The sequence below is a fragment of the Streptomyces bauhiniae genome (genome assembly GCF_004784475.1).
Classification (GTDB): Bacteria; Actinomycetota; Actinomycetes; order Streptomycetales; family Streptomycetaceae; genus Streptomyces; species Streptomyces seoulensis.
Window position 1 is genome coordinate 410,092 of sequence record NZ_SRRT01000002.1, and the last position, 26,728, is coordinate 436,819.

General features: G+C 70.5%; 23 protein-coding genes. 4 read left to right on the plus strand and 19 right to left on the minus strand.

The window, feature by feature from the left end; translation table 11 throughout:
• Positions 1-287 precede the first annotated feature (287 nt).
• Complete coding sequence (locus E5083_RS07150; RefSeq protein ID WP_244317410.1) at positions 288-1,640, plus strand: MmgE/PrpD family protein; 1,353 nt, start codon at positions 288-290, stop codon at positions 1,638-1,640.
• 66 nt (positions 1,641-1,706) lie between these two features.
• Here E5083_RS07150 and E5083_RS07155 read toward each other — a convergent pair whose 3' ends face one another.
• The 8 genes from E5083_RS07155 to E5083_RS07190 form a co-directional block, all read right to left on the minus strand.
• Positions 1,707-2,741 (minus strand): MBL fold metallo-hydrolase, encoded by a 1,035-nt coding sequence (locus E5083_RS07155; RefSeq protein WP_135784747.1) that lies wholly within the window; start codon positions 2,739-2,741, stop codon positions 1,707-1,709.
• A gap of 53 nt (positions 2,742-2,794) precedes the next feature.
• A complete protein-coding gene (fabG, locus tag E5083_RS07160; RefSeq protein WP_135784748.1) occupies positions 2,795-3,565 on the minus strand; it encodes a 3-oxoacyl-ACP reductase FabG in 771 nt (256 codons plus the stop codon).
• Between the two features lie 49 nt (positions 3,566-3,614).
• Positions 3,615-4,070 (minus strand): MaoC family dehydratase, encoded by a 456-nt coding sequence (locus E5083_RS07165; RefSeq protein ID WP_135785256.1) that lies wholly within the window; start codon positions 4,068-4,070, stop codon positions 3,615-3,617.
• A 62-nt stretch (positions 4,071-4,132) separates the two neighbouring features.
• On the minus strand, positions 4,133-5,329 hold the full coding sequence (locus E5083_RS07170; protein WP_135784749.1) for an acetyl-CoA C-acetyltransferase: 1,197 nt from the start codon (positions 5,327-5,329) through the stop codon (positions 4,133-4,135).
• A gap of 63 nt (positions 5,330-5,392) precedes the next feature.
• Positions 5,393-6,283: an HpcH/HpaI aldolase/citrate lyase family protein gene (locus E5083_RS07175; protein ID WP_135784750.1), complete on the minus strand. Its 891-nt coding sequence runs from the start codon at positions 6,281-6,283 to the stop codon at positions 5,393-5,395.
• Positions 6,284-6,336: 53 nt separating this feature from the next.
• Entirely contained in the window at positions 6,337-7,128 is a 792-nt protein-coding gene (locus E5083_RS07180; RefSeq protein ID WP_135784751.1) for an enoyl-CoA hydratase/isomerase family protein, read from the minus strand.
• A 54-nt stretch (positions 7,129-7,182) separates the two neighbouring features.
• Positions 7,183-8,367 (minus strand): acyl-CoA dehydrogenase family protein, encoded by a 1,185-nt coding sequence (locus E5083_RS07185; RefSeq protein ID WP_135784752.1) that lies wholly within the window; start codon positions 8,365-8,367, stop codon positions 7,183-7,185.
• Positions 8,351-10,159 carry a CoA-transferase gene (locus E5083_RS07190; protein ID WP_135784753.1) on the minus strand — a complete coding sequence of 603 codons (1,809 nt, stop codon included), beginning with the start codon at positions 10,157-10,159 and terminating at the stop codon, positions 8,351-8,353. The genes E5083_RS07185 and E5083_RS07190 overlap by 17 nt, the downstream gene beginning before the upstream one ends.
• Before the next feature lie 197 nt (positions 10,160-10,356).
• On the opposite strand from E5083_RS07190, the gene E5083_RS07195 reads away from it, so the two are divergent.
• Entirely contained in the window at positions 10,357-11,529 is a 1,173-nt protein-coding gene (locus E5083_RS07195; protein ID WP_135784754.1) for a CaiB/BaiF CoA transferase family protein, read from the plus strand.
• Between the two features lie 93 nt (positions 11,530-11,622).
• Here the strand turns inward: E5083_RS07195 and E5083_RS07200 are convergent, their stop codons facing one another.
• The gene (locus E5083_RS07200; RefSeq protein WP_135784755.1) at positions 11,623-12,456 is read right to left on the minus strand and encodes an oxidoreductase; all 834 of its coding nucleotides are present in this window, start codon (positions 12,454-12,456) and stop codon (positions 11,623-11,625) included.
• Between the two features lie 80 nt (positions 12,457-12,536).
• Entirely contained in the window at positions 12,537-13,268 is a 732-nt protein-coding gene (locus E5083_RS07205) for an SDR family NAD(P)-dependent oxidoreductase (protein ID WP_135784756.1), read from the minus strand.
• A gap of 244 nt (positions 13,269-13,512) precedes the next feature.
• On the opposite strand from E5083_RS07205, the gene E5083_RS07210 reads away from it, so the two are divergent.
• On the plus strand, positions 13,513-14,217 hold the full coding sequence (locus tag E5083_RS07210) for a GntR family transcriptional regulator (RefSeq protein WP_208753992.1): 705 nt from the start codon (positions 13,513-13,515) through the stop codon (positions 14,215-14,217).
• Positions 14,218-14,407: 190 nt separating this feature from the next.
• Here the strand turns inward: E5083_RS07210 and E5083_RS07220 are convergent, their stop codons facing one another.
• From E5083_RS07220 to E5083_RS07260, 8 genes are all read right to left on the minus strand, one after another.
• Positions 14,408-15,577: a CoA transferase gene (locus tag E5083_RS07220; RefSeq protein ID WP_135784758.1), complete on the minus strand. Its 1,170-nt coding sequence runs from the start codon at positions 15,575-15,577 to the stop codon at positions 14,408-14,410.
• A 10-nt stretch (positions 15,578-15,587) separates the two neighbouring features.
• On the minus strand, positions 15,588-16,709 hold the full coding sequence (locus E5083_RS07225) for a CaiB/BaiF CoA transferase family protein (RefSeq protein WP_135784759.1): 1,122 nt from the start codon (positions 16,707-16,709) through the stop codon (positions 15,588-15,590).
• Positions 16,710-16,800: 91 nt separating this feature from the next.
• On the minus strand, positions 16,801-17,964 hold the full coding sequence (locus tag E5083_RS07230) for an acyl-CoA dehydrogenase family protein (RefSeq protein WP_135784760.1): 1,164 nt from the start codon (positions 17,962-17,964) through the stop codon (positions 16,801-16,803).
• Positions 17,964-19,913: an AMP-binding protein gene (locus E5083_RS07235; protein ID WP_135784761.1), complete on the minus strand. Its 1,950-nt coding sequence runs from the start codon at positions 19,911-19,913 to the stop codon at positions 17,964-17,966. Before E5083_RS07235 ends, E5083_RS07230 begins: the two co-directional genes overlap by 1 nt.
• Positions 19,914-19,940: 27 nt before the next feature.
• A complete protein-coding gene (locus E5083_RS07240) occupies positions 19,941-20,420 on the minus strand; it encodes a MaoC family dehydratase (RefSeq protein ID WP_135784762.1) in 480 nt (159 codons plus the stop codon).
• Between the two features lie 358 nt (positions 20,421-20,778).
• Positions 20,779-21,318 carry a YbhB/YbcL family Raf kinase inhibitor-like protein gene (locus tag E5083_RS07250; protein WP_135784763.1) on the minus strand — a complete coding sequence of 180 codons (540 nt, stop codon included), beginning with the start codon at positions 21,316-21,318 and terminating at the stop codon, positions 20,779-20,781.
• Between the two features lie 119 nt (positions 21,319-21,437).
• The gene (locus E5083_RS07255) at positions 21,438-22,205 is read right to left on the minus strand and encodes an SDR family oxidoreductase (protein WP_135784764.1); all 768 of its coding nucleotides are present in this window, start codon (positions 22,203-22,205) and stop codon (positions 21,438-21,440) included.
• 121 nt (positions 22,206-22,326) lie between these two features.
• Complete coding sequence (locus tag E5083_RS07260) at positions 22,327-22,950, minus strand: TetR/AcrR family transcriptional regulator (protein WP_167513482.1); 624 nt, start codon at positions 22,948-22,950, stop codon at positions 22,327-22,329.
• Positions 22,951-23,054: 104 nt separating this feature from the next.
• Here E5083_RS07260 and E5083_RS07265 point away from each other — a divergent pair, with 104 nt between their 5' ends.
• Positions 23,055-24,119 carry an aldo/keto reductase gene (locus tag E5083_RS07265; RefSeq protein ID WP_135784766.1) on the plus strand — a complete coding sequence of 355 codons (1,065 nt, stop codon included), beginning with the start codon at positions 23,055-23,057 and terminating at the stop codon, positions 24,117-24,119.
• A gap of 53 nt (positions 24,120-24,172) precedes the next feature.
• Here the strand turns inward: E5083_RS07265 and E5083_RS07270 are convergent, their stop codons facing one another.
• Entirely contained in the window at positions 24,173-26,575 is a 2,403-nt protein-coding gene (locus E5083_RS07270) for a SpoIIE family protein phosphatase (RefSeq protein WP_244317411.1), read from the minus strand.
• Between the last annotated feature and the right edge of the window lie 153 nt (positions 26,576-26,728).

The window sequence follows — 26,728 nt, forward strand, 5'->3', positions numbered from 1 at the left end:
CTCCCGCCGAACAGCGACCCGGGCGTCTCCTCGCGGGCCCTGCGGTTCGTAAGTTGGCGTCACTTTATAGAATATATTAAGTAGGTCAACCCCCTGAAGGGGGTGCTCTCCATAGGGGGGACCAGCAGCCTCTGGCTCGCGGCGGTTGCCAGGGCGCTAAATATAATATATACGATCCATGCGCACAGTGCCTTGCCGGACCGCCGGAACGGCGGTCAACCGAAGCGGAAGCGAGACGCGGACACATGCAGAACATCCCCCCTGTCGAGGCAGCGGTCGCTCGTCTGGTGACCGAGCTGGACTACGACGCACTGCCCTCCGACGTCATCCAGGGCGCCCGTCGGCTCATGCAGGATCAACTGGCCCTCCAGGCGGGCTGCGCCGGCCTTCCCTGGAGCCGGACGATCCTCGGCCTGACGCGTGAGCGGCACGTGCCCGGCCGGGCACGGGTGACCGTCGACGGCGACGCGATGAGCGCGGCCGACGCGGCGTTCGTCAACGCCAGCTTCGGCCATGGCTTCGAGTACGACGACGCGCACCGGGCCAGCTCCAGCCATCCCGGAAGCTGCGTGGTCCCCACGGCGCTGGCGGTCGGCGAGGAGATCGGCGCGAGCATGCGCGAGGTGCTGCTCGGCATCGTCGCGGGCTACGAGGTCTACACGCGGATCGGCGTGCTCGCCGCGCCGGAACTGCTGGAGCTCGGCTTCCATCCGCACGCGCTGCTGTCGACCTTCGGCGCCGCCGCGGTGGTCGCGAAGATGCGCGGGCTGGACGTGGAACAGACCCTCCACGCCCTGTCCATCGCCATGAGCCACTCCGCCGGGACCACCGAGTACACCTCGTCGGGCGGCTCGGTGAAGCGGGTGCACGCGGGCATCGGCACGCGGGGCGGCATCCGCTCGGCCGAGATGGCCAAGGCGGGCATCACCGGTCCCGCGGCCTTCCTGACCGGCAACAAGGGGTTCTTCCGCACCTTCGTCCGGCGTGAGGTGGGCGCCGATGCCGCCGCCGCGTTCGCTCTCGACGCCCCGTTCGAGATCACCCGGATCTGGATCAAGCCGTACTGCTGCTGCGGCATCAACCACGCCTACATCGACGGCGCCCGGCAGCTGGCGGACCGGGCCGACCGGATCGACTCCGTGGAACTGGGCATCCAGGCCGGCGGCGACGTCGTCATCGGCAACCGCAACGCGAGCGCCTTCGCGCCCAAGAGCATCGAGAACCTCCAGTACAGCCTTCCCTACCAGTTCGCCCTCTCGCTCCTGGGCCTCGGCAACGGCTTCACCACGCACCACGACTACCTGGCCGGCCGTCTCGACATCGGCGACGGCAGCCAGGTCGCGAAGCTCGCCGGCCGCATCCGCATCACGCACAAGCCGGAACTCGACACCGCCCACCCCGGCAAGTGGGTCGCCGACATCACGGTCACCTACGACGACGGCACCAGCGAGAACGTGTTCGTCGACAGCCCGCGCGGCACGGCCGACAACCCGGTCTCGCAGTCCGACCTCGATGCCAAGTTCCGGGACCTCACGGTCGCGGCCCTGGGCGCGGAACGCAGCGAGGCACTGTTGTTCGCCATCACCGAGGGCGACGCCACCATGCCCGCCTCGGCTCTGGTCGACCTGCTGATGGTCTGACACACGCGGGGTCCCCCTCCCGGTGGAGGGGGACCCCGGACTTCTGTAATCGATGCCCCGGCGGTGTCAGCGCAGGCGCGTGTACTGGTTCACCCCGTCCGTGAAGGCCACCGCGGCGTCGCCTCGCAGGACGAGCACGTCCAGGTGCGCGACCGTCTCGTTGACCGCGAGCATCTGGTTGAGGGAGTTCAGGTCGGCGAACGGCACCTCGCGGCGCGTCCAGGCGAGCCGGCGCGCGACCGCGTACGCGTCGTGCGTGCCGTCCTTCAGCGCGTCGAGGGTCCTGACCAGCCGGTCGTCGTGGTGGGCGAGCAGCTCGGCGACCCTGGTGTGGGTGCTGTCGGCGACGGGACCGTGCGCGGGCAGCAGGCGGGCGTCCGCGTGCCGTGCCATCAGATTCAGCGAGTCCAGGTAGTCGGCCAGCGGCCGGCCGCCGGGCTCGGCCGCCTCGAAGCCGATGGACGGTGTGATGCGCGGCAGGACGTGGTCGCCCGCGAACAGCAGTCCGCGCCGCGCGTCCAGGAACACCACATGCCCCTGGGTGTGGCCGGGGGTCGGGATGACCTGGAGTTCTCCGGCGCCCAGGCGCAGGGTCCCCGCGTCCAGCCAGTTGTCCGGCATCTCCCAGTCACGGGGGTCGTACTGGTTGGGGTAGGTCACCTCGACACGGTCCGCCACCTCGTCGGCGCCCGCCTGCCGCAGGATCTTCAGGGAGCAGGCGATGCCGCCGCGCAGCCTGTTGAGCAGTTCGAGGCCGGGGCGCTCCCCGGCACCGAGGTGCACGCGGGCGCCCATCAGCCGACGCAGTTCCACCGCCTGCGCGTAGTGGTCGCGGTGGACGTGGGTGACCAGGATGTTCCTGATGTCGCCGAGGTCACGGCCGATGGCGGACAGCGCCTCCTCAAGTGCCTTGCGCGCCTCGGGTATCGCCCATCCGCCGTCGATCATGACGAGGCTGCCGTCGTCGGTCAGGTCCTCCAGCAGATAGACGTTGACCGCGTGCAGTCCGTCGTTGGGGAGGGGAAGCGGTACGCGGTGGACGCCGGGCCGGACGGTCTGGACCCCCGAGGTGGCCCAGGGTCCCTGATCGAACCGCTTCATGGTGACTCCCTCACTGCTGGTACGACGTGGATCTCGCTGTCCGGTTCGCCCGCTCAGCCCCGCGGGCCTCCGGCGACGTAGAGGACCTGCCCGGTCACGAAGCCGGCTCCCTCGCCGGCGAAGAAGGAGACCGCGTGGGCGATGTCGTCGGGCTCGCCCACCCGGGGCACGGGGGTGACGGCGGCCCGCTTGGCCTTGAACTCCTCGAAGGGCACGCCCAGTCGCTCGGCGGTGGCCTCGGTCATCTCCGTCACGATGAAGCCGGGGGCGACGGCGTTGACGGTGACGCCGAACTTGCCGAGCTCGATGGCGAGGGTCTTGGTGAAGCCCTGCAGACCGGCCTTGGCGGTGGAGTAGTTGGCCTGGCCTCGGTTGCCGAGCGCGGAGACGGAGGACAGGTTGACGATACGGCCCCAGCCCGCCTTGGTCATGTGCGCCTGGGCGGCCTTGCTCATCAGGAAGGCGCCGCGCAGGTGGACGCCGAGCACCGCGTCCCAGTCGGCCTCGGCCATCTTGAACAGCAGGTTGTCACGGGTGATGCCGGCATTGTTTACCAGCACGGCGGGCGGGCCCAGTTCGGCGGCGACACGGGCGACGGCGGACTCGACGCGTCCGGCGTCGGCGACGTCCACGCCGACGGCCAGGGCGCGGCCGCCGTCCTTCTCGATGGCGGTGACGGTGTCGGCGCAGGCCGCCTCGTCGAGGTCGAGGACGGCGACGGCGAAGCCGTCGCGGGCCAGGCGCCGGGCGGTCGCGGCGCCGATGCCACGGGCGGCACCGGTGACGACGGCGACGCGCTGAGCGGGGGTGGTGGACTCGGACACGTGGGTACTCCTGGACGACGGTGTGGAAGGTGGGGTGTGCGCCGTGCGGTCAGCCGGAGACGCGGGCGACGGTCTCGGCGACGCAGGCAGGCTTCTCGGCGCCCTCGATCTCGACGGTCACCCGGGAGACGACCTGGTAGCCGCCGGCCACCTGGTCGGCGGAGACCAGGTCCACCGAGGCCCTGATGCGGGAGCCGACGCGTACCGGATGGATGAAGCGGACCTTGTTGAGGCCGTAGTTGACGGCCATGGCCACCCCCTCGGTCCGGTACACCTCCCTGACCAGGGCGGGGACCAGCGACAGCGTCAGGTAGCCGTGCGCGATGGTGGCGCCGAAGGGGCCGTCGGCGGCGCGCTCGGGGGAGGTGTGGATCCACTGGTGGTCGCCGGTGGCGTCGGCGAACATGTCGATCCGGTCCTGGTCGACGGAGATCCATTCACCGGTCCCGACATGGGTGCCCGCCGCCGCCGCGAGCGCGGCGGGGGAAGGGAAGACCTTGGTCATCGGGTGTCCTGTCTCCTCTTTGAGGGTCGTCTCTTCGAGGGTCGTCTCTTCGAGGGTCGTCGTCACGCGGCGGAGAACAGCGCGGCCATGCCCTGGCCGCCGCCGACGCACATGGTCTCCAGGGCGTACCGGCCGCCGCGGCGGCGCAGTTCGTGCAGCATCGTGGTCATGATGCGGACGCCGGTCGCGCCGATGGGGTGGCCGAGCGAGATGCCGGAGCCGTTGACGTTGAGGCGGTCGGGGTCGTGCCAGTCCCACTCGGCGAGCACCGCGAGGACCTGGACGGCGAACGCCTCGTTGAGCTCCACGAGGTCGAGGTCCTCGAAGGACTTGCCCGTGCGGGCGAAGAGCTTGGCCACGGCCGGGACCGGGCCGATGCCCATGACGGCCGGGTCGCAGCCGGCGGCCGCCCAGCCCTCCAGGAAGGCGAGGGGCTCCAGGCCCAGGGACTCGAGCTGGTCCTCGGCGACCACCAGGCAGGCCGCGGCGGCGTCGTTCTGCTGCGAGGCGTTGCCGGCCGTGACGGTGCCGCCGGGCAGGACGGTGCGCAGCTTTCCCAGGGTCTCGGTGTTTGAGTCGGGGCGGATGCCCTCGTCCCGGTCGAAGCGCAGGGGCTCGCCACGCCGCTGCGGCACCGTGACCGGCACCACCTCGTCCTTGAACGCGCCGGTGTCCCAGGCGCGGGCCGCGTTGAGGTGGCTGGAGACGGCGAAGCGGTCGGCGTCCTCACGGGTGATGCCGTAGCGCTTGGCCAGGTTCTCCGCGGTCTCGGGCATGCCGGAGATCTTGCCGAAGCGGTGTTCGGGCTGTGAGCGTTCCCGGCCCCGGTCGAGCCGGTCGTACATGGCCACGTTGCCCGCGCGGCCGCCCCAGCGCATCGAGGTGCTGTAGTACTCGATGTTGGACATGCTCTCCACGCCGCCGGCGAGCACGACGTCGGCGGCGCCGGTCTGCACCATCATGGCCGCCGTGACGACGGCCTGGAGTCCTCCGCCGCACCGCCGGTCGATCTGCAGGCCGGGCACCGAGAGCGGCAGGCCGGCGTGCAGCGCGGCCCAGCGGCCGATGCACGGCGCCTCCGAGCTGGCGTACGACTGGGCCATGGTCACGTCGTCGATCCGCTCCGGGTCGATCCCGGTCCGCTCGACGACGGCCTTGATGACGGTGGCCGCGAGGTCCTCGGCCGGGACCGGCTTCAGACTGCCTCCGAAGGCACCGATGGGGGTGCGCAACGGGCTGACGATGGCTGCTCGTCGCATGGTTCCAGGGCCCTTTCTCGACGGTGCTGCAAAGCTGGAAACTTGATAAATATCATATATGTATCAGTGAGCGGCGATGGCGTCGGCGAGGTCGATCACGCCCTGCGCCGTCCGGGCGTGGGCGAGGTCGATGTGCTGCCCCTCGAAGGTGACCGCCCCGCTGCCGCCCGCCTCCGCCTCGCGGAAGGCGGCGATCATCCTGCGGTAGTGGTCCACCGTCTCCGGCTCGGGCGTGAAGACCTCGTTCGCCACGGCGACGTGCGAGGGGTGGATGAGGACCAGGCCGCGGTAGCCGAGGCCGCGGTTGTCCACGGCGAACTTCCGGAGCCCGTCGAGGTCGGTGATGTCCTGCCAGACACCGGCGACCGGGTGGTGCAGACCGGCGGCCCGGGCGGCGAGGACGATCCGGCTGCGCAGGTAGAGCGTCTCGAACCCCTCCGGGGTGAACTCGAAGCCGAGCTCACGGCCGACGTCGGCGCTGGGGCCGGTCGCGCCGAGCAGGCTCACGACCCGGGGGCTGGCCGCCGCGATCTCCTCGCAGTGGGCCATCGAGACCGCGGTCTCGTAGCTGACGATGAGGCCGACCGAGCCGCGCTCGATCCCCTCACGCTCCTCGATGTGCGACACCACCGCGTCGATGCGCACGATCTCCTCGGCGGTGAACACCTTGGGCAGGAACAGCCCGGCCAGGCCCTCCGTGACGACCTGCTCCACGTCGGCGCCGAACAGCCCGCTGTCGACGCTGTTGGGACGGACCCAGACGTCGGCGCGGACGTCCTGGGCACGCAGCCGCCCGATCGTCTCGCGGACCGTCTTGCGGGCGTCGGTCTTGTCCGTGGCCGGCACCGAGTCCTCGAGGTCGAGGATCACGGCGTCGGCACCCGTGGCGATCGCCTTCTCCGCCCACGTGGGCTTGTGGCCGGGCACGAACAGCATGGAACGGTACGGCTTCATGGGAACCTCTCCTCTTCTGTGAACAAAAAGCGCTCAGGCGGACCGGAGCCGGATCAGAAGCTCGGCCTGCGCCGCTCGCGGTGCGACGCGAGTCCCTCGCGCACCTCGGGACCGCCGAAGCCGTAGAACTCCAGGGCGAGCGAGGCGTCGAAGATGGAACCGGCGACCTGCCGGTACCAGTTGTTCAGCGACTGCTTGGTCCAGCGGATGGCCGACGGGGCGCCCAGCGCCAGCTCGCGGGCGACCTCACGGGCCGTGGACAGCAGCTCGTCCTCCTCGACGCACAGCGAGACGAGACCGATCCGCTCGGCCTCCTCACCCGTCAGCGGACGGCACGTCATCAGGTAGTACTTGGCCTTCGCCATGCCGCACAGCAGCGGCCAGCAGATCGCCGCGTGGTCACCGGCGGCGACGCCGAGCCGGGTGTGCCCGTCGATGATCTTCGCGGTCCTGCTCACCACGGACACGTCGGCGAGCACACCGGCGACGAGTCCGGCGCCCACGGCGGGACCGTGCATCGCCGAGACGACCGGCTTCGAGCAGTCGATGACGTTGTAGACCAGGTCCCGTGCCTCGCGCATCGTGCGGGTACGGGTGTCGAAGTCGTTCGTCAGCTTCTCGACCAGGTCGAAGGACCCGCCGGCCGAGAATCCCTTGCCCTCGCCCCGCAGCAGCACCGCCTTCACCTCGGGGTCCGCGTCGAACTCGCGCCAGATCTCGGCGAGGTCCGCGTGGGCGTCCTCGCTCACGGCGTTCAGCTTGGGCGCGTCGAGCACCAGCTCGATCACTCCGGCCTCGTCGGGTCCGTCGACACGGAGGTTGGAGAAGCGTGCGTAGCGGGTCATGGTCGTTCCTTCCGATCGTGTTGTCCGGCGTCCGGGCCGTGGTGACCCCGGCTCTCAGGCACGGGACGCACGATCACGCTCCCGTCGCATGAGTTCCCGTCCGATGATGAGCTTCTGGATCTCGCTCGTGCCTTCGTAGAGCCGCAGCAGGCGCGCGTCCCGGTAGACGCGCTCCACCGCGACCTCCCGCATGTAGCCGCTGCCGCCGTGGACCTGGACCGCGAGGTCGGCCACCCGGCCCGCCGACTCGGTGCAGAACAGCTTGGCCGCGGAGGGCCCCAGCCGTCGGTCGGAGCCGTCGAGGTAGTTGCGCGCGGCCTCCCGGGCCAGCGCCTTGCTCGCCATGACGAGCGACTGCTGCTCGGCCAGCATGGCCTGGACGAGTTGCCGTTCGCCGGTCGGCACGCCGCCCTGCCGGTTCTGGGCCGAGTAGGCCACCGACTCGTCCAGGGCGCGCTCCGCCAGCCCCGTGGCCAGGGCCGAGATGTGCACGCGGCCGCGCGCCAGGACAGTCATGGCCGCCCGGAAGCCCGTCTCCACCTCACCGCTGATCAGCGCGTCATGACCGACACGGACCTGGTCGAAGTAGACGTCGGCGGTGGTGGCGCCCTCCTGGCCCATCTTGCGGTCCTTGGCCGCGACGGTCAGTCCCTCGGTGCCGGCCGGGACCAGGAACACCGCGATCTTGCCGTCGGCGTCGGTCCCCCGCACCTTCGCGAAGGTGACGAAGAGGTCGGCGAGCGGGGCGTTGGTGATGAACCGCTTCTGGCCGCTGATGCTCCATCCGCCGGCCGACCAGGTGGCGGTGGTGCGCATGCCGGACGGGTCGGACCCCGCCTCCGGTTCGGTCAGGGCGAAGGAGGCGATGCACTCGCCCGCGGCCATCGGCTCCAGCCACCGCTTCTTCTGCTCGTCGGTGCCGAAGCCGGCGAGGACCTGCCCGGCGATGCCGTTATTGGTCCCGAACAGCGAGCGGAAGGCCAGGGCCGTGTAGCCGAACTCGAAGGCCAGCTCGACGTCCTGGGTGATGACGAGGCCGAGTCCGCCGAACTCCTGGGGCAGCGCGTAGCCGAACAGGCCCATCGCCGCTGCCTTCCGGCGCAGGTCGTCCGGGATCGCGTCGCCGTCCGCGATCTCCCGTTCGCGGGGGACGACCTCCTCGCGGATGAACTCCCGTACCTGGGAACGCATGTGGGCGAAGTCCTCCGCGCCGACCGTCGCTTCAGCGGGTGTGGGCATTTTCCTTCCTTTCTGTGTTCGGGGCAGAGAAGGGCGTCGCTTCGGGGGCGGGCCGCCGGGCCCGCCCGCGTGCCCGGCCGAGGAACAGCCCCTCCGGGTCGTAGGACCGCAGTTCCTCGACGTCGGCGGCCGTGACCGGGCGGAGTTCCTCCAGGTCCGGGCTGACGGTCAGGTCCCAGCCGCAGTTGTCGCGGATGTGGGCGATCCGTTCGGCCAGGGGTTCCGGGCTGGGGGCGATGTGCGTGAGGACCAGTTCCCCGTCCCGCATCGTCAGCGTGCCGAGGTCGGTCACGACGGCTCGCACGCGGCGGCCGGGGCTGGTCACGTAGCCGCACTTCTCGATGAAGCGCCGTCTGCCCATCATGCCGATCACCAGCACTTCGTCGGCGTTGGTGATGACGTCGTTGCCGCCGCCGGAGCCGACCAGGTAGGGGCCGCCTTCGATCTTGGTGGTGTTGATGTCGCCCTGCCGGTCGATCTGGGCGGCGCCCACGCAGGCGATGGACCGGAAGAACGCGCCGTTGACCAGGTTCCCCAGCACCTGCTCCGTGTCGAGCAGCATGGACGAGGACGGGAAGTTGGAGAAGCTGAAGATGAACGGGTCACCGGGTGTCGGGGTGTAGTCCCAGAGTCCCAGCTCGGCCGCCAGCGCCACCCGGTGGCCGGCCGCCTTGGCCTGCCCGACCCCGACCCAGGCGGCGAGGTTCGCCAGTCCCGCCCCGGCGAGCACGGTGTCCGCGGAGGTCTCGGCGATACGCCGGTTCACCAGGTCCGCGAGCCATACGGCGGCCCGTTCGGCCGGGGTCGGCGGTTCGACGCGCCCGGCCCCGGCGGGCACCGCGGGCGCCCCCTCCGCCCCGCGCGCCAGCCCCTCCAGCCGCTCGGGACCGAGTTTCGCCAGATAGCTCTCGTGGTCGGCGGGCTCCAGGACCCACTCGCGCAGCCAGTCCTCGAAGTCCGCTCCCCTGCTGGCCTCGCGGGCGGACACCCAGAAGGGGATGTCCTCCACGTAGCCCCGCACGGGCAGCCGCGCTCCGGAAGGTCCGGGGAAGACACCACCGGGGTGCGCGCCGAAGGGCACCTCCACAACGCCGAGGACCCGGTGGGCGGGGATGCGCACCAGGGACGACCAGGGACGCAGGTCGTCCACGACCTTCTCGACCGTGGCGATCACTCCGCGCCGCGAGGCGAGCGCGCCCACCACGCCCTCGAACATGGGCGGTGCGATGGCGAGGTTGCCCTGCCGGTCGGCGACGGCGGCGTGCACCAGCGTCACATCAGGTACGAGGGGCGCGACCAGACCGACCCGGCCGAAGGCGCTGTCCACCTCCTGGTAGGCGTCGTTGTCGGTCATCGAGGAGTCGCGCACCGAGCCCGTGACGACCGCGGGGACCCCGGTGGCCGCGGCGCGCAGCCGCTGGATGAAGGTCAGAAAGGACCAGTTCTCGACCTCCACCGCGCCCGAGGCGTACGCCTCCTGGAAGACGGGGTTGGGGGTGAAGACCGGGAACGAGTCGCCGGAGTACACGGTGACGACCTTCTTCAGGCAGCCCGCGCGGAAGAGGACGGCCCCCAGCGAGGAGAGGCTGGCCATGATCAGCGTGAAGCCGGAGGGCTTCTCCCAGTGCTGACGGGCGAGTTCGCGCACCAGGGCGCTCCAGCGACTGTGCCCCATCATCACGTGCACGGCGTCGCCCGGTCGCACGTACCGGCAGATCGCTTCGTCCAGCCGGCAGAAGTCGACGGCATGCGGCGCGGGTTCGGTGTGGGCTTGCGTCGCGGCGGTCGCCATGTCGAACTCCCTCTTGCTCAGTCGCGAAGTTTAAATAAAATATATTCATCCACCGCCAGGGGCAATGAGACGCGGATCACGCAAGCACCCTCCCACCCGCCCGGCCGTCAGCCGGGCCCACCCCTTGACAGCGCGCCCTAAATATATTTTACATACCTCAGTCAGCTGGCGACCGTCACAATGGAGCGAGGTCACCAATGCAGCACAAGCCGCTCAACGGCATCCGGATACTGGAGCTCGGCGGATACATCTCGGCCCCCTACGCCAGCTCACTGATGTGCGCGCTGGGCGCCGAGGTGGTGAAGGTCGAGCGGCCCGGGACCGGCGAGGACTTCCGCCGGCACAAGAACGACCGCAGCCCCTACTTCATCCAGTACAACGCCGGGAAGCGCAGCCTCGCGGTAGACCTGAAGACCCCCGAGGGCGTCGAGCTGGTCAAGGCGCTGGTCCCCCGCTTCGACGTGGTGCTGGAGAACCTGCGTGCGGGCAAGCTCGCCTCTCTGGGGCTCGGCCAGGCGGAATGCGCGGCCCTCCGGCCCGACCTGGTGTACGCGTCCGTGACCGGCTTCGGCAACGGCGGCCCGTTCGCCCAGCGTCCCGCGTACGACACCATGGGCCAGTCGGTAGGCGGGCTGTACTCCCTGCTCGGCGACGCCGGCACCCCGCAGCTCACCGGCACCATCCTCGCGGACCTGGTCACCGGCCTGTCCACCGCCACCGGCGTACTGGCCGCGCTGGTCGGCCGCGCCGCCTCCGGGACCGGGCAGCATGTGGAGACCTCCATCATGGAGGCGGTCAGCACCATCACCGCCGACGCCGTAAGCCAGTACTTCGACGACGACCACCGGGACCCCACCCGGCGCAGCCGCCACCCGCAGGCCCAGAACTTCTGTCTCAAGTCCTCCACCGGTGAGGACTTCGCGATCCACCTGTCGTCGCAGCAGAAGTTCTGGCAGTGTCTGGTCACGGCCCTGGACCGGCACGATCTCGCGGAGGACCCCCGGTTCGCCACCTACCCCGACCGCGAACGCAACTACTTCGAGCTGGTCGAGATCGTGGAGGCCGAGTTCCGCACCCGTCCGGCGCGTGAGTGGGAGAAGCGGCTGACCGAGGCCGACGTCCCCTTCGCCCCGGTGCTCACCGTCTCCGGCTACATCAACCACCCGCAGACCGAGTGGCTCGAACTCGTCGAACCGGAGACCAACGGCGTCTCCCTGCTCCGGCCCCCGTGGCGGTTCGACGGCACCCGCCCCGACCGGGGCGGCGTCGCCCCCCGCGTGGGTCAGCACACCCGCGAGATCGCCGGTGAGGTGTACGACGACTCGCGCGTGGACGAACTGCTCGCCGCCGGGGTCCTGTTCACCGACTGAACGGGGCCGCACCCATGACACAACCCCGGCGGGGGTCGGACCGCCGGGGTTGTCCAGATCTGTGGGCAGGCGCGCACGCCTCCCCACGGTCCCTCAGTTCTGGAAGTCGGTCGAGACGGAAAGGTCGCGCCACTTCTCGGCGTCGACCCGCAGCGTGTCGGCCCGGTTGGTCACGATCTCGTAGGAGTCGGGTCCCGCGGCGAAGCGCACCGGGGGCTCGTCGGACGCGGCCAGGGCGACGACCGCCCGGCCGTACCTCACGGGGTCACCGGTCTGCTGGTGGTTGGCCGCGTCGTAGCCGGCCTTCTGCTTGGCCGAGTACTCGGCGTAGTCCGGTACGTCCACGTCACCGTAGGAGGCCGAGCTCGGGTCCAGGAAGTCCGTGCGGAAGAATCCCGGCTCCAGGAGGGTGACCTTGATCCCGAACTGCGCGACCTCCAGTCCGAGCGTCTCCGACCAGCCCTCCAGCGCGAACTTGGTCGCCGTGTAGGCGGACGCGCCCTCGAAGCCCCTCAGTCCGGCGATGGACGACACCGTGAGGATGCGCCCCGAGCGCTGCGCTCGCATCACCGGCAGGACCGCTCGGGTCACCGCCATCGTGCCGAACACGTTCGTCGCGAACTGCCGCTCCATCGCGGGAGCGGAGATCTCCTCGAACGTGCCGAGCTGGCCGTATCCGGCGTTGTTGACGAGGACGTCGATGCGGCCGAAACGGTCCACCGCCGCGTCGACGCCCGCCTGGACGGCGGCGTGGTCGGTGACATCGAGCCGCACGGTGAGCAGGCGGTCGCCGAACCCGGACAGCTCCGCGGCGGCCACCTCCGGCCGACGCGCGGCGGCGACGACACGGTCCCCGGATTCGAGTGCGGCCCGGGCGACCTCGAGACCGAGTCCACGGCCGGCGCCCGTGATGAACCACGTTTTCATCTGAAACTCTCCCATTGATCTTTTCTGCGTGAGCCCCCCGGGTGGCCCCGTGTCGCGCCCGTCCGGGCGCCCGGCGCCGGTCAGAGGATCAGGTCGCCACCGTTGATGTCGACCGTGGCGCCGGTGATGTAGTCCGAGCGCGGTGAGAGCAGGAAGAGCACCAGCTCGGCGATGTCCCCGGTCGTCCCGATGCGACGGAGCGGGGTGGCCTGACGGGCCGCCTCGACACGCGACTCGTCGACCGAGCCGCTCAGCATCGGGGTCTCCACGAGTCCCGGTGCGATCGCGTTCACATGCACGTTGTCCGGCGCGGCTTCGAGGGCGACCTGACGCGTGAGGCCCAGCAGCGCGGCCTTCGACGCCGAGTAGTGGGCACCGGCGAAGTTGGCGAGAGTCCGGCCGGCCCGTGAGGAGACGTTGACGATCTTTCCCGACCGCCGTTCCTTCATCCCCGGCAGGACCTCTCGCATCCAGTAGAACGCACCGTCCACATTCACGCCCATCAAGCGCGACCACTCGTCGTCCCCGATGGTCTCCACCGGCCGGGTGGTACTCACCAGGCCCGCCGCGTTCACCAGGAAGTCGACGCGGCCCTCGGCGCCGAGAATCTCCGCAGCGGTATGCCGCACGGCACCGGGATCGGTGATGTCGCAGACAGCCGTCGTGACCCCGTCCGGGGAGGTCCCCTCGGTGCTCACGTCGACGCCGTGGACGGTGGCCCCGAGCCCGGCGAGTCGAGCCGCGACCGCCGACCCCATGCCACCGGAGGCTCCGGTGACGACCGCGACCTTGCCCTCGAAGTTCTCAATCAACGAATTCCCTCACTGATGCGTTCCTGCATGCCAGCGGCATGCTAGAGCCCTCTCACATCAATGTAAGAGGGCTCTAGCGACGAGTCAAACGAGGACGGGGTGGTACAGAGCGGGAGAAACGTGGGGCGCTCACAAGCGCGCCCGGTATCGCGCGTAAACGTCTCGTTGCGCGTCGACTACGAACAAAGGCATGCGATCGATCGTATATTATGCTGGACCTCTCACGAGGAGGCGAGAAGCAGACATGACGGGCAACGTGATCACCCTGCACGGACGACGTGCCACGCGGAGACGACTTCCCGACGAGGTGGCGAGCTACGTCCGCGAACTGATCATCTCGGGCGAGGTGCGCGCAGGCGAGTTCCTGCGCATCGAGCCCATCGCCGAGGCGGTCGGCGTCAGCAACACACCGGTGCGGGAAGGCATGCTGGCCCTGCAGAGCGAGGGCTTCGTCCAACTCGTCCCCCGCCGCGGCTTCGTGGTCGCCCCCTTCACCCAGCAGGACATCCGGGACCTCTTCTGGACCCAGGCCCATCTGGCCGCCGAGCTGGCCGCACGCGCCGCCGAGAAGATCACGGAGGAGCGGCTCACCAGGCTGGAGACGCTCCTCGCGAAGCACGAGGAGGCCATCGCCGCCGGCGACGAGGAGCACATCGCCGACCTCGGCCACGCCTTCCACCGCGAGATCAACCTGGCGGCGGACTCCCACCGCCTCACCCTGCTGCTCAACGCGGCCGTCCAGCACGTGCCGAACCGCTTCTACGCGACCATCGAGGGCCAGGTCGTCGCGAGCCGGCACGAGCACCCCCTCCTGCTCGAAGCGCTGCGCGTGGGCGACGCGAACGAGGCGGGGGCGCTGATGCGGCAGCACATCTCCGCGGGCGCCGATCACCTGGTGGACGCCCTGGAGGAGCGCGGGCTGTGGAGCAGGCTGGGGTCGGCGTCCTGAACGCCTAGGGCCTGTCTTCCGGATCTTGCCGGTGTCGCGGGGCCTGGCACGCCCATCTGCGGCGTTGTCGTCACTCGCCGACGCTCCGCGTCGACTCCCTCCTCCGCCTTGCAGCTGCACGCACCAGACCCCGCTCGGGTCGGCTCGAAGGCACCGTCGGCCCGAGCCGGCCTGATCCAGAAGACAGGCCCTACTCGCGGTCGAGGAGTTGCGTGTTGTGCTCGCCGACCGCGGGGGCGGGCCGGGGTGCGAGACGCCCTCCGTCGACGACGATGGGGGACTTCGGCGCGAGGTGCGGGCCCACCCCGGGCTGGTCGACCTCGTCGAACAGGTCGCTCTTACGCAGCGCGGCACCGCCGTCGCGGCCGAGCTCCTCGAAGCTCCGGTAGCGCTCCCACAGAATCCGCTGACGGTCCAGGGCCTCGGCCGCTTCGGCGAACCGGGTGCCGGCGAACCAGCGCGCCAGCAGGGTCGAGATCAGCTCGCGGTGCTCGTAGCGCTGCGACTCGCCGGCGAAGCCGATGTCCAACGCCTCGGCCAGGCCCTCGAACGCGGCCGTCAGACCGGTGGCGGTCAGCAGCTTCGTCCAGTGCCGCTCGGTCAGGATCACCACCATCATCCGCACGCCGTCGGCGGTCTCGAAGTCGCGGCCGTAGGTGCCGAAGACGTCGTTGCCGGACTTCGTGCGCTCGTGGTCGGTCACCTGCGCCTCGGCGAGATAGCCGAGGTTGCCCGCAGTGGCGAGCGCGACGTCCTCCAGCGCGACCCGGATCTCCCGGCCCCGGCCGCTGACCAGCCGCTCCCGCTCCGCGGCGAGCAGACCGACCGCCAGATACAGGCCGGCCGCGATGTCCCAGGCGGGCAGCACGTGGTTGACCGGCGCGGCGGCGCCCGGCGCTCCGGTGACCAGGGGGAACCCGGTGGCGGCCTGGACGGTGTAGTCCACACCGGCACCGCCGTCGGCACGCCCCTGCAGCAGCACGTGGATCACGTCGGGACGCAGTGCGCTGAGCGCCTCGTAGCCCAGCTCCGGGTATCTGTCACTGTTGCTCACGACCACGCACGGGCCGCCCCGCGTGATCAGGTCCACCACGCGCCCGCGGTCCGCCGCTGACCCCATGTCGACGGCCACGGCGCGCTTGCCCTTGTTCAGACCCGACCAGTACAGGCTCGTGCCGGAATCGGCCAGCGGCCAGCGCGTCCGGTCCGCCGCGCCACCGGCGGGCTCGACCCGCACGACATCGGCGCCCAGTTGCGCGAGCGTGAGCCCGCACAGCGGCGTGGCCACGTAGCTGGAGATCTCGACAACCCTGAGGCCGGACAGGAGCCCTTTCCGCGAGGGCAGTTCTTCAGGAGGCATGGTCATCCCTTCAGCCCTGTCGTTGCCAGGAGTGGATCAGGTCGCGCGCCTCGACGGGCTCGGCGCTCGGTGTCACGGGGTCGCGCCCCGGCGTGCGGCTCAGGCGCGGCGCGGGCGTCGGGTGGAGCACGCCTCCGACGCGCCGGAAGACCTGCCGCTCGGAGTTGTGGGGGTCCTCGGCCGCCTCGTCGAAGGTGAGGACGGGCGTGACGCAGGCGTCCGTGCCCGCGTAGACCTCCGCCCACTCGGCGCGTGTCCTCGACCCGACGGCCGAGGCGATGAGTTCGCGCAGCTTCGGCCAGCCGGACCGGTCGTTCTGGTCGGGCCAGCCGGTGACGTCGACACCGAGGCGTGCGGTGAACTCCCGGTAGAAGTCCGGCTCCAGCGCTCCCACCGCGAGGTACCGGCCGTCCGCGCACCGGTAGGTGTCGTAGAAGGGCGCGCCGGAATCCAGGAAGTTGGTTCCCGCCTCGTCGCTGTAGAGACCGGCCGCCCGGAGGCCCTGCAGCTTGGCGGTCAGTACGGCCACCCCGTCGAGCATCGCGGCGTCCAGGACCTGTCCACGTCCCGAGGTACGCGCCTCCAGTAGGGCGCACACGATCCCGTACGCGGCCATCGTCCCGCCGCCGGCGTAGTCGCCGAGCAGGTTGACCGGCGGCCGGGGCGCCTCGCCCTGACGGGCCATGGCGTGCAGGGCGCCCGACTGGGCGACGTAGTTGATGTCGTGGCCGGCCGTCCTCGACAGTGGTCCGCTCTGGCCGTACCCGGTCAGGCGGGCGTAGACGACGGCCGCGTTGCGGGCCGTGACGACGTCCGGTCCCAGGCCGAGGCGTTCGGCCACGCCAGGGCGGTAGCCCTCCATGAAGACGTCCGCGGCCTCGACCAGGCGGAGCACCGTCTCGACGCCCTCCGGGTCCTTGAGGTCGACGGCCACGGCGTCGACGCCCCGGTTCGCCAGGTCGTGCTGCGGGCCCAGACCGTCGGTCTGGCCCAGCGCGCGGGCGGACCGGTTGGCCGGCCGGGTCACCCGTACGACGTGCGCGCCCATGTCGGCCAGGAGCATCCCCGTGAAGGGGACGGGCCCCATGCCGGCCAGGACGACGACGCGGACTCCGGCCAGGGGCCCGCTCATCGCGTCAACCATGGTGTCCTCACTCTTCCTCCGGTGGCCTTCCTGTCCGCCGGGCCGCCGCGCGGGCGGCCCGGCCGTTCGTCGGTACGGCTCAGTAGGACCTGGGCAGGCCGAGCGCCTTGCCGGAGATGTAGTTGAGGACCATCTCCTGCGAGAACGGTGCGTTCGGGAGCAGGCGCACCTCTCGCCACAGCCGCTCGACGTGGTACTCCTTGGCGTACGCGTAGCCGCCGTGGGTCTGCATGGCCCGGTCGCACGCCTGGAAGCCGGACTCGGCGCCGAGGAACTTCGCGGCAGCCGCCTCCTTGCCGCAGTTCTGCTCGGCGTCGAAGAGCCGGGCGGCGTTCATGGCGACCAGTTCGGCGGCCTCCAGCCTGATCCAGGAGTCGGCCAGCGGGTGGGCGACGGCCTGGTTCTTGCCGATGGGGCGGTCGAACACGACGCGCTCGTTGGCGTACTTGGAGGCCAGCTCCAGCGCGGCGCGGCCGATGCCGACGCCTTCCATGCCGACGACGATGCGCTCGGGGTTGAGCCCGTCGATCAGGTAGCGGAAGCCCTGGCCGACCTCGCCGATGACATCGGCGTCGCTGACCTCGAGGTCGTCGATGAACAGCTCGTTGGTGTCGATGGCCGCGCGGCCCAGTTTCTCGATCTCGCGCACGGTGATCTTCGAGCGGTCCAGGTCGGTGAAGAACAGGGTCATGCCGTCCAGCGGCCTGTTCTCGTCACGCGGCGAGGTGCGGGCCACGATCAGGATCTTGTGGGCGTTCTGCGCGTTGGTGATGAAGATCTTCTGGCCGTTGATCCGCCAGCCGCCGTCGATCTTGTCCGCCCGCGTCCGGATGCGGGAGGTGTCCACGCCCGCGTCGGGCTCGGTGATGGCGAACGCCATCAGCAGTTCGCCCTTGGCGAGCTTGGGCAGGTACTCGCGCTTCATCGCCTCCGAGCCGTAGCGCAGGATCGGGGCCGGCGGGAAGACGTAGAAGTGGATCGCCGAGCCGCCGCTCATGCCGGCGCCGGACTGCGCGATCTCCGTCATCATGACCGCGGACTCGGTCAGGCCGAGGCCGAGGCCGCCGTACTCCTCGGGGATCATCGCGCCGAGCCAGCCGCCGTCGGCGAAGGCCTTGACGAACTCCCAGGGGTACTCGCCCTTTTTGTCCTTCTCCCGCCAGTAGCCGTAGTCGAACTTGCGCGCCAGCTCGCGGACGGTCTTGCGGATCAGCTCCAGATCACTGAGCTCGGTCGTAGCCATCAGTGTTCTCCTTCTTCGAGGACGGGGATGTCCTCCAGGGGGGTCATGGGGTCGAGCGACGACAGGTCGCCCAGGGGTGCACCGAGGTGGCGGGCGCGGATCGCGCGGCGCATGATTTTGCCGTTCTTGGTCTTCGGCAGGGTCGCGACGATGTGCAGCGTCGGCGCGAAGGAGCGGCCGACGTTGTGGACGGCGCTGGCGCTCAGCGCGTCGGGGTCGATGTCGGCGTCGCCGAGGACGGCGAAGGCCACCACACGCTGCCCGCGCTGCTCGTCGGGGACACCGATGACGGCGACCTCGACGATCCTGCGGTCCTTCAGGAGGGACGCCTCGATCTCGGCCGGGCCGACCCTGCGGCCGGACACCTTGATCGTGTCGTCGGACCGGCCGTGGATGCGCCAGGTGCCGTCCTGGCCGACGCTAGCGAGGTCGCCGTGCAGCCAGACGCCGTCCCACTGGCTCCAGTAGGTCTCCAGGTAGCGCTCGCGGTCCTGCCAGAAGGCGTGCGTCATGCCGGGAAAGGTGTTGAGCACCGTCAGCTCGCCGACCTCGCCGGTCACCGGCCGGCCGTCCTGCCCGAGGACCGCGACGTCGATGCCGAGCAGCGGGCCGTTGAAGGACGCGGGGTCCATGGGCAGGAAGGGGTAGCTGTTGAGCAGGCCGCCGCCGACCTCCGTGCCGCCGCTGTAGTTGATGATCGGGCGCCGGGACTCGCCGACGGTCTCGAACAGCCAGCGCCAGGTCGGCTCGTCCCAGGCCTCGCCGGTGGAGACGAACGCGCGCAGGGTGCCGAGGTCGCCGAACGTGCCGTCGCTGCCGGCCATCACGGCGCGGATCGCGGTGGGGGCGACTCCCTGGAGGGTGACGCCGTTGCGCTCGACGATCTCCCAGAGGCGCTTCGGCGTCGGGTGGTCGGGCACGCCCTCGGTGAACACGACGGTGGCGCCCAGTTGCAGTCCGCCCATGATGAGCAGCGGGCCCACCAGCCAGCCCATGTCGCTGATCCAGGCGATGACGTCGTCGCTGTGCACGTCGAAGCCGTAGCCGAAGTCCGCGGCCGCCTTCACCGCGAGGCCGCCGTGGGAGTGCACGATGCCCTTGGGGGCGCCGGTGGTTCCCGAGGTGTAGACGATGGTCAGCGGATCGTTGGGATCGGCGTCGACCGTGTCGACGGGGACCGGCTGCCGGTCGAGCTCGTCCCAGTAGACGTCGCGTCCGTCGGTCATGTCGACGCCGTCGGCGAGGTGGCGGACCACGACGACGTTGCGGACCGAGGGCGTCGAGGCGAGGGCGTCGTCAGCGGTCTCCTTGAGCGGGATCCGCTTGCCGCGGCGGGTGGTTCCGTCGGCGGTGACGAGGGCGACCGCCTGCGAGTCGCGCAGCCGGGTGGCCAGGGCCTCGGCTCCGTACCCGGTGAAGGCGGGCACCGAGACGGCGCCGATCATCGCGCAGGCCAGGAAGGCCACGGTGGCCTCGGGGGTCACCGGGAGGAACAGGACGACCCGGTCCCCCCGCTGGACGCCGAGCTGGGCGAGATTGCCGGCGAACCGTCGCACCTCGGCGTCGAGCTGGGCGTAGCTCAGCGAGCGCCGCTGTCCTCCGTCGCCCTCGTAGACGACGGCCGGCTTGTCGGCGAGCGGGCCGACCGCGTGCCGCCGTGAGCAGAGGGTCGCCGCGTTGAGGCGTCCGCCCTCGAACCAGCGGGGGAAGGGCTTGCCGTCGCTCTCGTCGAGGACCCGCTCGAACGGCTGCGAGAAGGTGATGCCGAGGTCGTCCACGACGTCCCGCCAGAACCGCTCCGGGTTGTCGACGGACTCCCGGTGCAGTTCCTCGACACTGTCGTATCCCCATCGGCGCATGGCCGTGAGCAGGCGACTGCGCTTGCGCTCGGCCTCGCCGGGCACCCACACGGGGTGCTCGGGCCTGGCGAACAAGCTGGTGTTGCGCATACCGACTCCTATCTGCGAGCCGCGTCCTCAGGAGGCGGCCGTGTCCGCCTTCTCGACGGCGGACCGCTTGAGCATCAGGCCGACCCGGCGGGCGTCGCAGACGATCTCGTCGCGCTGGTTGAGGCCGAGGTGGCGGAAGGTGACGATGCCGGAGTCGTCGCGGCTCTTGGACTCACGCTTGTCCACGATTTCGGTGCGGACGTGGATCGTGTCGCCGTGGAAGACCGGCTTGGGGAACTTGATCTCCTGGAAGCCGAGGTTGCCCAGCGTGGTGCCCTGGGTCGTCTCGGGGACGGTGATGCCCGAGACCAGTCCCAGGATGAACAGACTGTTGACCAGTCGCTGGCCGTGGATGCTGTTCTTGCTGTACTCCGCGTCCAGGTGCAGCGGGGCCAGGTTCAGCGTGAGGGTGCTGAAGAGGACGTTGTCGGTCTCGGTGACCGTCCGCCGGTTCACGTGCTCGATGACCGCACCGGGCTCGAACTCTTCGAAGTAAAGACCTGCCATGAGGGGTGGCCCTCTCACTCTTGGGGGACTCTCGGGGGGACTCTCAGGGAGTGGCGTCAACATACAAAATATATTATGCGCAAGCAAGAGTGATCCGGAGCTACGAAAGATCGGTGTCAGCAGCACGCGCGAGGGCCTGCTCGCCCTGCGCAGCAAGGGCTTTGTTCATCTGGTCCCGCGCCGCGGGTTCCTGGTCGCGCCGTTCAGCCGGCAGGACGTACGCCATCTGTCCCGGACCCCGGCGCAGTTGTCCGGCGAGCCGGCCGCACGGGCCGCGCGACGGATCACCGCGCGGCAGACCGAACGGAGCACCCCCTGCTGTTGGAAGGCCGTGACCCGCGCGGGGCGTCTACTCCGCTCAGGCCGGTTCCCCGTAGACCGGCGTGAGCGTGGCCCGCGCCAGGGTGTGGCCGAGGAGCTGGAAGCCGAGCCAGGCGGGGGTGGCCTCCGGCGCGATGTCGAGCGTGGCCACGTCCAGCGCGTGCACGACGAAGAGGTAGCGGTGGTCGCCGTGCCCGGGCGGGGGCGCGGCGCCGATGTAGCCGGCCCTGCCCGCGTCATTGGCCAGCATCTTGGCGCCGGCGGGCAGGTTTTTCCCGCCGACCGCGCCCGCGTCCGCGGCCAGTTCGTGCACGGTCGCGGGGATGTCGTACACCACCCAGTGCCAGAAGCCGCTGACCGTCGGCGCGTCCGGGTCGTAGCAGGTCACCGCGAAACTCCGGGTGCCGTGCGGGTACCCGTCCCAGGCCAGCTGCGGGGAGCGGTCCTGTCCCGGGCCGCCGAACAGACCGCTGCACTGAGCGACGTCGAGGGTATGCCCGTCGGCGATGTCGGCGCTGCGCAGTGTGAACCCCGGCACCGGCGGCAGCACGCTGTAGGGGTCGAATGGCTGGGTCATACGTGTCTCCTCGGTTCGCGGATACACATCCGCATGCTCTCGCCGATGCACGGTACACGTACATGCATAATAGTGTTATGCATGTCTCGGCCGGAGCCGTGCCTGGGGGCGAGTCCGGGTCAGCGGGTGCGCAACGCGGCGAGGTCGGCGCGGACGCGCTCGGGTTCGCCGGACTCCGGCAGGTTGGCGGTGTCCTCGACCGCGTCCGGGGCGCCCGGCTCGTCCGGCCGGAGCCCGTCGAACAGCGCGCCGAAGTCGGTGGTGGGGGTGCCGGGTCCGGCGAAGACTTCGAAGGTCTTCCCGGTCGTTTCGTCGTCGAGGAGCGCCGCGACCAGCACGCGCGCGAGAACCGCGCGCCCGATGGACCCCTCGACGGTGTCGCCCTGACCGACGCTCACGTGCTCGCCGCCGGGCCCGCTGTCCAGCCACCCCGGCCGCACGATCGTGTACGGGGCACCGAAGGCGCGCACCAGGCGTTCGGAGCGGCGCTTCCAGTCCAGGGCGTGGCCGCCCTCATTGAAGAAATGGTCGCGGTGGGTGATGAAGAAGGTGGTCATGAGGACGATCCGGGGGCGCCGCTCGCCGAGCGCGCGCAGCACGTCGAGGACGCCGCCGTAGTCGATCCGCTCGAAGGAGTCGGGGCGGGAGTCGCCGTCCGAACCGTGCACGAAGACGACCGCGTCGATGTCACGGACCGCGTCCGCGAGGGAGCCGGGGTCGGTGAGGTCGCCCGTGACGATCTCGGTGCCGGGCAGTACCTCGCGGGCACGGCCGGCGTCGCGGGCGAGGGCGACGGGCGTGAGACCGCGCGCGGCGGCCTCCGCGACGACATGGCGGCCGGTGCGGCCGGTGGCGCCGACAACCAGCACCCGATCGATCGTGGTCACGGCATTCGCACCTTTCGGTCTTTCAGAGCGTTGGGGTGAATTCGTACCGACATGCCCAGATATGAGCGCCCACACAACTCTGGCATGCGCCCCGGACCTCCACCAGAGGAGCGGCCGGCCGTCAGCCGGCGGACCGCTGCCCGTCGATCAGCCGCCGGGCGGCGGCGACGGCCTTGCGCTCGATCTCCTCGGCGGATCGGCGCTCCTGGGCGTAGGCACCGAAGTTGTGCAGGGCCGCGTAGCCGTGGGCGAGGGCGAGCACCTGGTCCACCAGGTCGAAGACGTCGTCGTAGGCGGCCCCGGCGCAGGCGTCGACGGCCAGGTCGAGCTGCAGGTCGGTCAGCCTGCGGGTGTGCTCGTGCAGGTCCACGTACTTGGCCTGCTGGAGTCCGTCGAGGAAGACGATGTCGAGGCCGACGCGGTGCTCGATGACGTAGCGGGTGTACGCGCCGATCGCCGCGGCCAGACGTGCGGCCGGGTCCGCCCCGGCCCGGTCGGCCGCCGCGCGGAGCCGCTCGGTGAGTTCGTCGGCGATACGGGCGGCCACCGCGGCGAGCAGGCTCTCCCGGTCGGGGAAGTGACGGTAGGGCGAGGCCGAGCTGACACCGAGAGCACGGGCGAGCTTGGCGACGGAGAATCCGGCCAGCCCCTCCGCGGCAAGCAGGTGCATCGCCTCCTGCACGAGCGCAGCGCGCAGATCGCCGTGATGGTACGGGCGGGCGCCCTCGGCCGAGTCCCTCGTCATGGTCCCTCTCTCGTCGTTTGACTCCATGCTAGCCCGCTCTTACATTGATGTGAAAGAGCACTTACATAGGCGCCCTTCTCTCCTACTGACGGGAACACGCATCCATGTCCTTGGACTCGTACACCACTCTCGGGAACTCGGGGCTGCGGGTCAGCCCCTTCTCGCTCGGCACCATGACCTTCGGGGAGGGCTGGGGATGGGGATCGAGCGTCGCCGACTCGGAGGCCATCCTCGCCCGCTACATCGAGCGGGGCGGCAACTTCATCGACACGGCCAACGTGTACACGAACGGCCACTCCGAGAAGATCCTCGGTGACTACGTCGCCGGCCGGAGCGAGCTGCGCGACCGCCTCGTCATCGCCACCAAGTTCTTCTGCAACCTCCACCCGGGCGACCCCAACGGCGGCGGCGCGAGCCGCAAGGCGATCATCGCGCAGGCGGAGCAGTCACTACGCCGCCTGAAGACCGACTACATCGACCTGTACTGGCTGCACAACTTCGACAAGTACACGCCGGTCGAGGAGACCATGCGGGCCCTCGACGACCTCGTCACCTCGGGCAAGGTCCGCTACATCGGCTTCTCCGACATCCCGGCCTGGGCCACCGCCCAGGCGCACACCATCGCCCAGTTCCGCGGGTGGGCCCCGCTCATCGCCATCCAGCTCAACTACTCGCTGCTGGAGCGCACCCCTGAGGGCGAACTGATCCCCATGGCCGAGCGCCTCGGCATGGGCGTCACCCCCTGGAGCCCGCTGGCCGGCGGCGCCCTGTCCGGCAAGTACACCCGCGAGGACGCGGGCAAGGCCGACGCCGACCGCGGCTGGATGGTCTCCGGCTACCTGGCCGAGAAGACCTTCGACATCGTCGACGAACTGCGCGGGATCGCGTCCGAGCTGGACACCACGCCCGCCGCCGTCGCACTCGCCTGGGTGCAGAACCGCCCCGGCGTCACCTCCACCATCATCGGCGCACGCCGGCTCACCCAGCTCGAGGACAATCTCAAGGCCCTCGACCTCCGGCTGACCCCGGAGCAGGTCGCCGCGCTCGACGCCCTCTCCACGCCGACGCTCAACTTCCCCGCCAACGTCAACGCGGGCGCGCCCAACCTCATGCACGCCGGCGCCACCGTGAACGGCGAGCCGACGACACCGATCGACTTCGCCCAGTAGCCGAACAGTCGGCGCCACCGCCGCCCGGTCCGCCGGGGCCGGGCGGCGGTGGTTCACACGAGGCCCGCGAAATCCACATCGCGGGGTATCAGCGGTTGTTCCGCCCAGATGGTCTTGCCGCTGCGGCCGTAGCGGCTGCCCCACCGGGTCGAGAGCTGGGCGACGAGGAAGAGGCCGCGCCCGCCCTCGTCGCTCCAGAGCGCCCGGCGCAACCGCGGCTGGGTGTTGCTGGGGTCGGTGACCTCGCAGACGAGCACGTCGTTCCGGGCCAGTCGCAGTCCCACCGGTCCGCCGGCGTAGCGTACGGCGTTGGTGACCAGCTCGCTGACGATCAGTTCGGTGGTGAAGGCGAGCTCCTCCAGCCCCCATTCGGCCAGCTTCTCCCTGGCGGCGTGCCGGGCGTCGGACACCACGGACCCGTCCGCGTCGAACTCCCAGTCGCCGATGTCCTCCGCCGGGACGGCGTGGGTGCGGGCCAGCAGCAGGGCGATGTCGTCGCGGCGCGGGGCATCGCCGAGTTCGGCGAGGAACCGGCGGCTGACGTCCGCCAGATCGCTGCCGGCGACGCACATGGTGGCGAGCCGGTCCGTGAGCCACCGCAGGCCCGCGTCGAGGTCTCCGTCGTACCGGTCGAGGAGCCCGTCGGTGTAGAGGGCGAGGACGCTGCCGGGTTCCAGGTCGGCGGTCAAGGTCTCGAAGGGCAGGCCACCCACCCCGAGCGGCGGTCCGGGCGCGAATCGGAGTACCCGGGTGGTGCCGTCCGTGCGGACCTCGACAGGCGGCGGATGCCCGGCGCCGGCCACGACGCAGGTGCGGGCGACGGGGTCGTAGACGGCGTACAGGCAGGTGGCGCCGACCGAGTTGTCCTCTTCCATCTCCTGTCCGAGCCGTTGCACCAGGTCGTCGAGGTGGGTGAGGAGTTCGGACGGGTCGAGTTCCAGGTCGGCGAGGGTTCGGACGGCCGAGCGTAGGCCGCTCATCACAGCGGTGGCGTTGAGGCCGTGACCGACCACGTCCCCGGCCACCAGGGCGACTCGGAAGGAGGGCAGCGGGATGACGTCGTACCAGTCGCCGCTGATGTCGGCGTCTCCGCCCGCGGGCAGGTAGAGGCCGGCCGTCTCGGCCGCGGGACCCTGGGTGGTGGCGGGCGGGAGCAGCCGGCGCTGGAGGGCGACTGCCACCCGCCGCTCGCGCGCGTAGCGGCGGGCGTTGTCCACGCTCAGCGCGGCCCGCGAGGCGATCTCCGCCAGCAGTTCGGCGTCCTCGGGCTGGAAGGGCTCGCGGTGGCCGGTGCGCCAGACGGTGACCGACCCGAGGAGCAGTCCGCGCGCGAACAGCGGCGCCCACATGCCGGAGTGGCCGTGCTCGGGCACGAACCGGTCCAGCAGCGTGGGCTCCCCGAGGACGTTCGCCACGGTCTCACGGTCGAGTGCGACGGGCCGGCCGCGCTGGACCGAGCCGAGTTCGGGCGTGTACGGCAGCGGCGGGATGGGCTCACCCGGCCGGTAGAGAGCACCGGATTCCGCATCGCACTCGGGCACGACGGTGACCCGGCGCTGATGCAGGTCTCCCCCGCCGGCGGACCTCGGTGGTTCCTCCGTGCCGAGCACGGCTTCGGAGACGTCGGCCCATCCGACGTCGCCGAGGGCGGGCACGAGCACGTCCATGAGGTCCCGCAGGGTGCGCGTGACATCGAGGGAACTGCCGATACGGTCGGAGGCCGCGTGCAGCACCTTCTGGCGCCGGCGGGCCCGCTGCTGTTCCGGGGTGTCGGCGTAGAGGGCGACGACGCCCTCCGGGGTGCCGTCCGGGTCGTCCACCCGGAACGCGCACAGCGAGAGGTGCGTGTATCCGTCCGACTCTTGGGGCGACCTCATATGGAGGGGCCTGCCGATCAGCGGCTCGCCGCTCTCCAGCACTCGGCGCAGGTCCGCCTCCACGGCCTTGGCGTCCTCCAGATTCGGGACCTCGGTCAGTCGGCTGCCCCGGGGCAGAGCGGCGCCGGCGAACATGCCGGGCGTGATGTTGGTCCACACCACGGTCAGATCCACGTCGTGCAGTCCGATGCCGATGCGGTCCTGCGACAGCATGGCGCGCAGGATGTTCGCCTCCACCCCCCACTGGCGCACCCGCGAGGTGGGGGCGATCAGCAGCAGCGACTCCCCCGCGGGTTCCATGGGCAGGGCCCGGTATCCCACGGCGACCGAGTCGCCGGAGCGATGCCGGAACAGGGCCCTGCCGTCGCCGGCCGGCACACCGTTCCCGCTCAGCTTCGGGCAGTCGCGGGCGAGCAGGTCACGCACCGGACGGCCGCAGACCTCTTCGGCCGCCCAGCCCAGCAGATCGGCGGCCGCGCCCGACCAGCGCATCACGGTGCCGCGGTCGTCGAGCACCGCCATCGCCACACCGGCGAAGGAGAACACGCGGTCCCCGGCACCGGCACTGAACCCGCCCATCTCGTTCCTCCGGCTCGGCGCCCCCGCCTCTCCAAAGGTACGTCCGACCAGGTGGGAGTGCTTTTCGAGGCGCTCAGGGCGGCCGGACAGGTGAGCGTGATTTTTTGACGATCTCCAGCATCTAGACACATAAAATTTAATACACAATCCTGT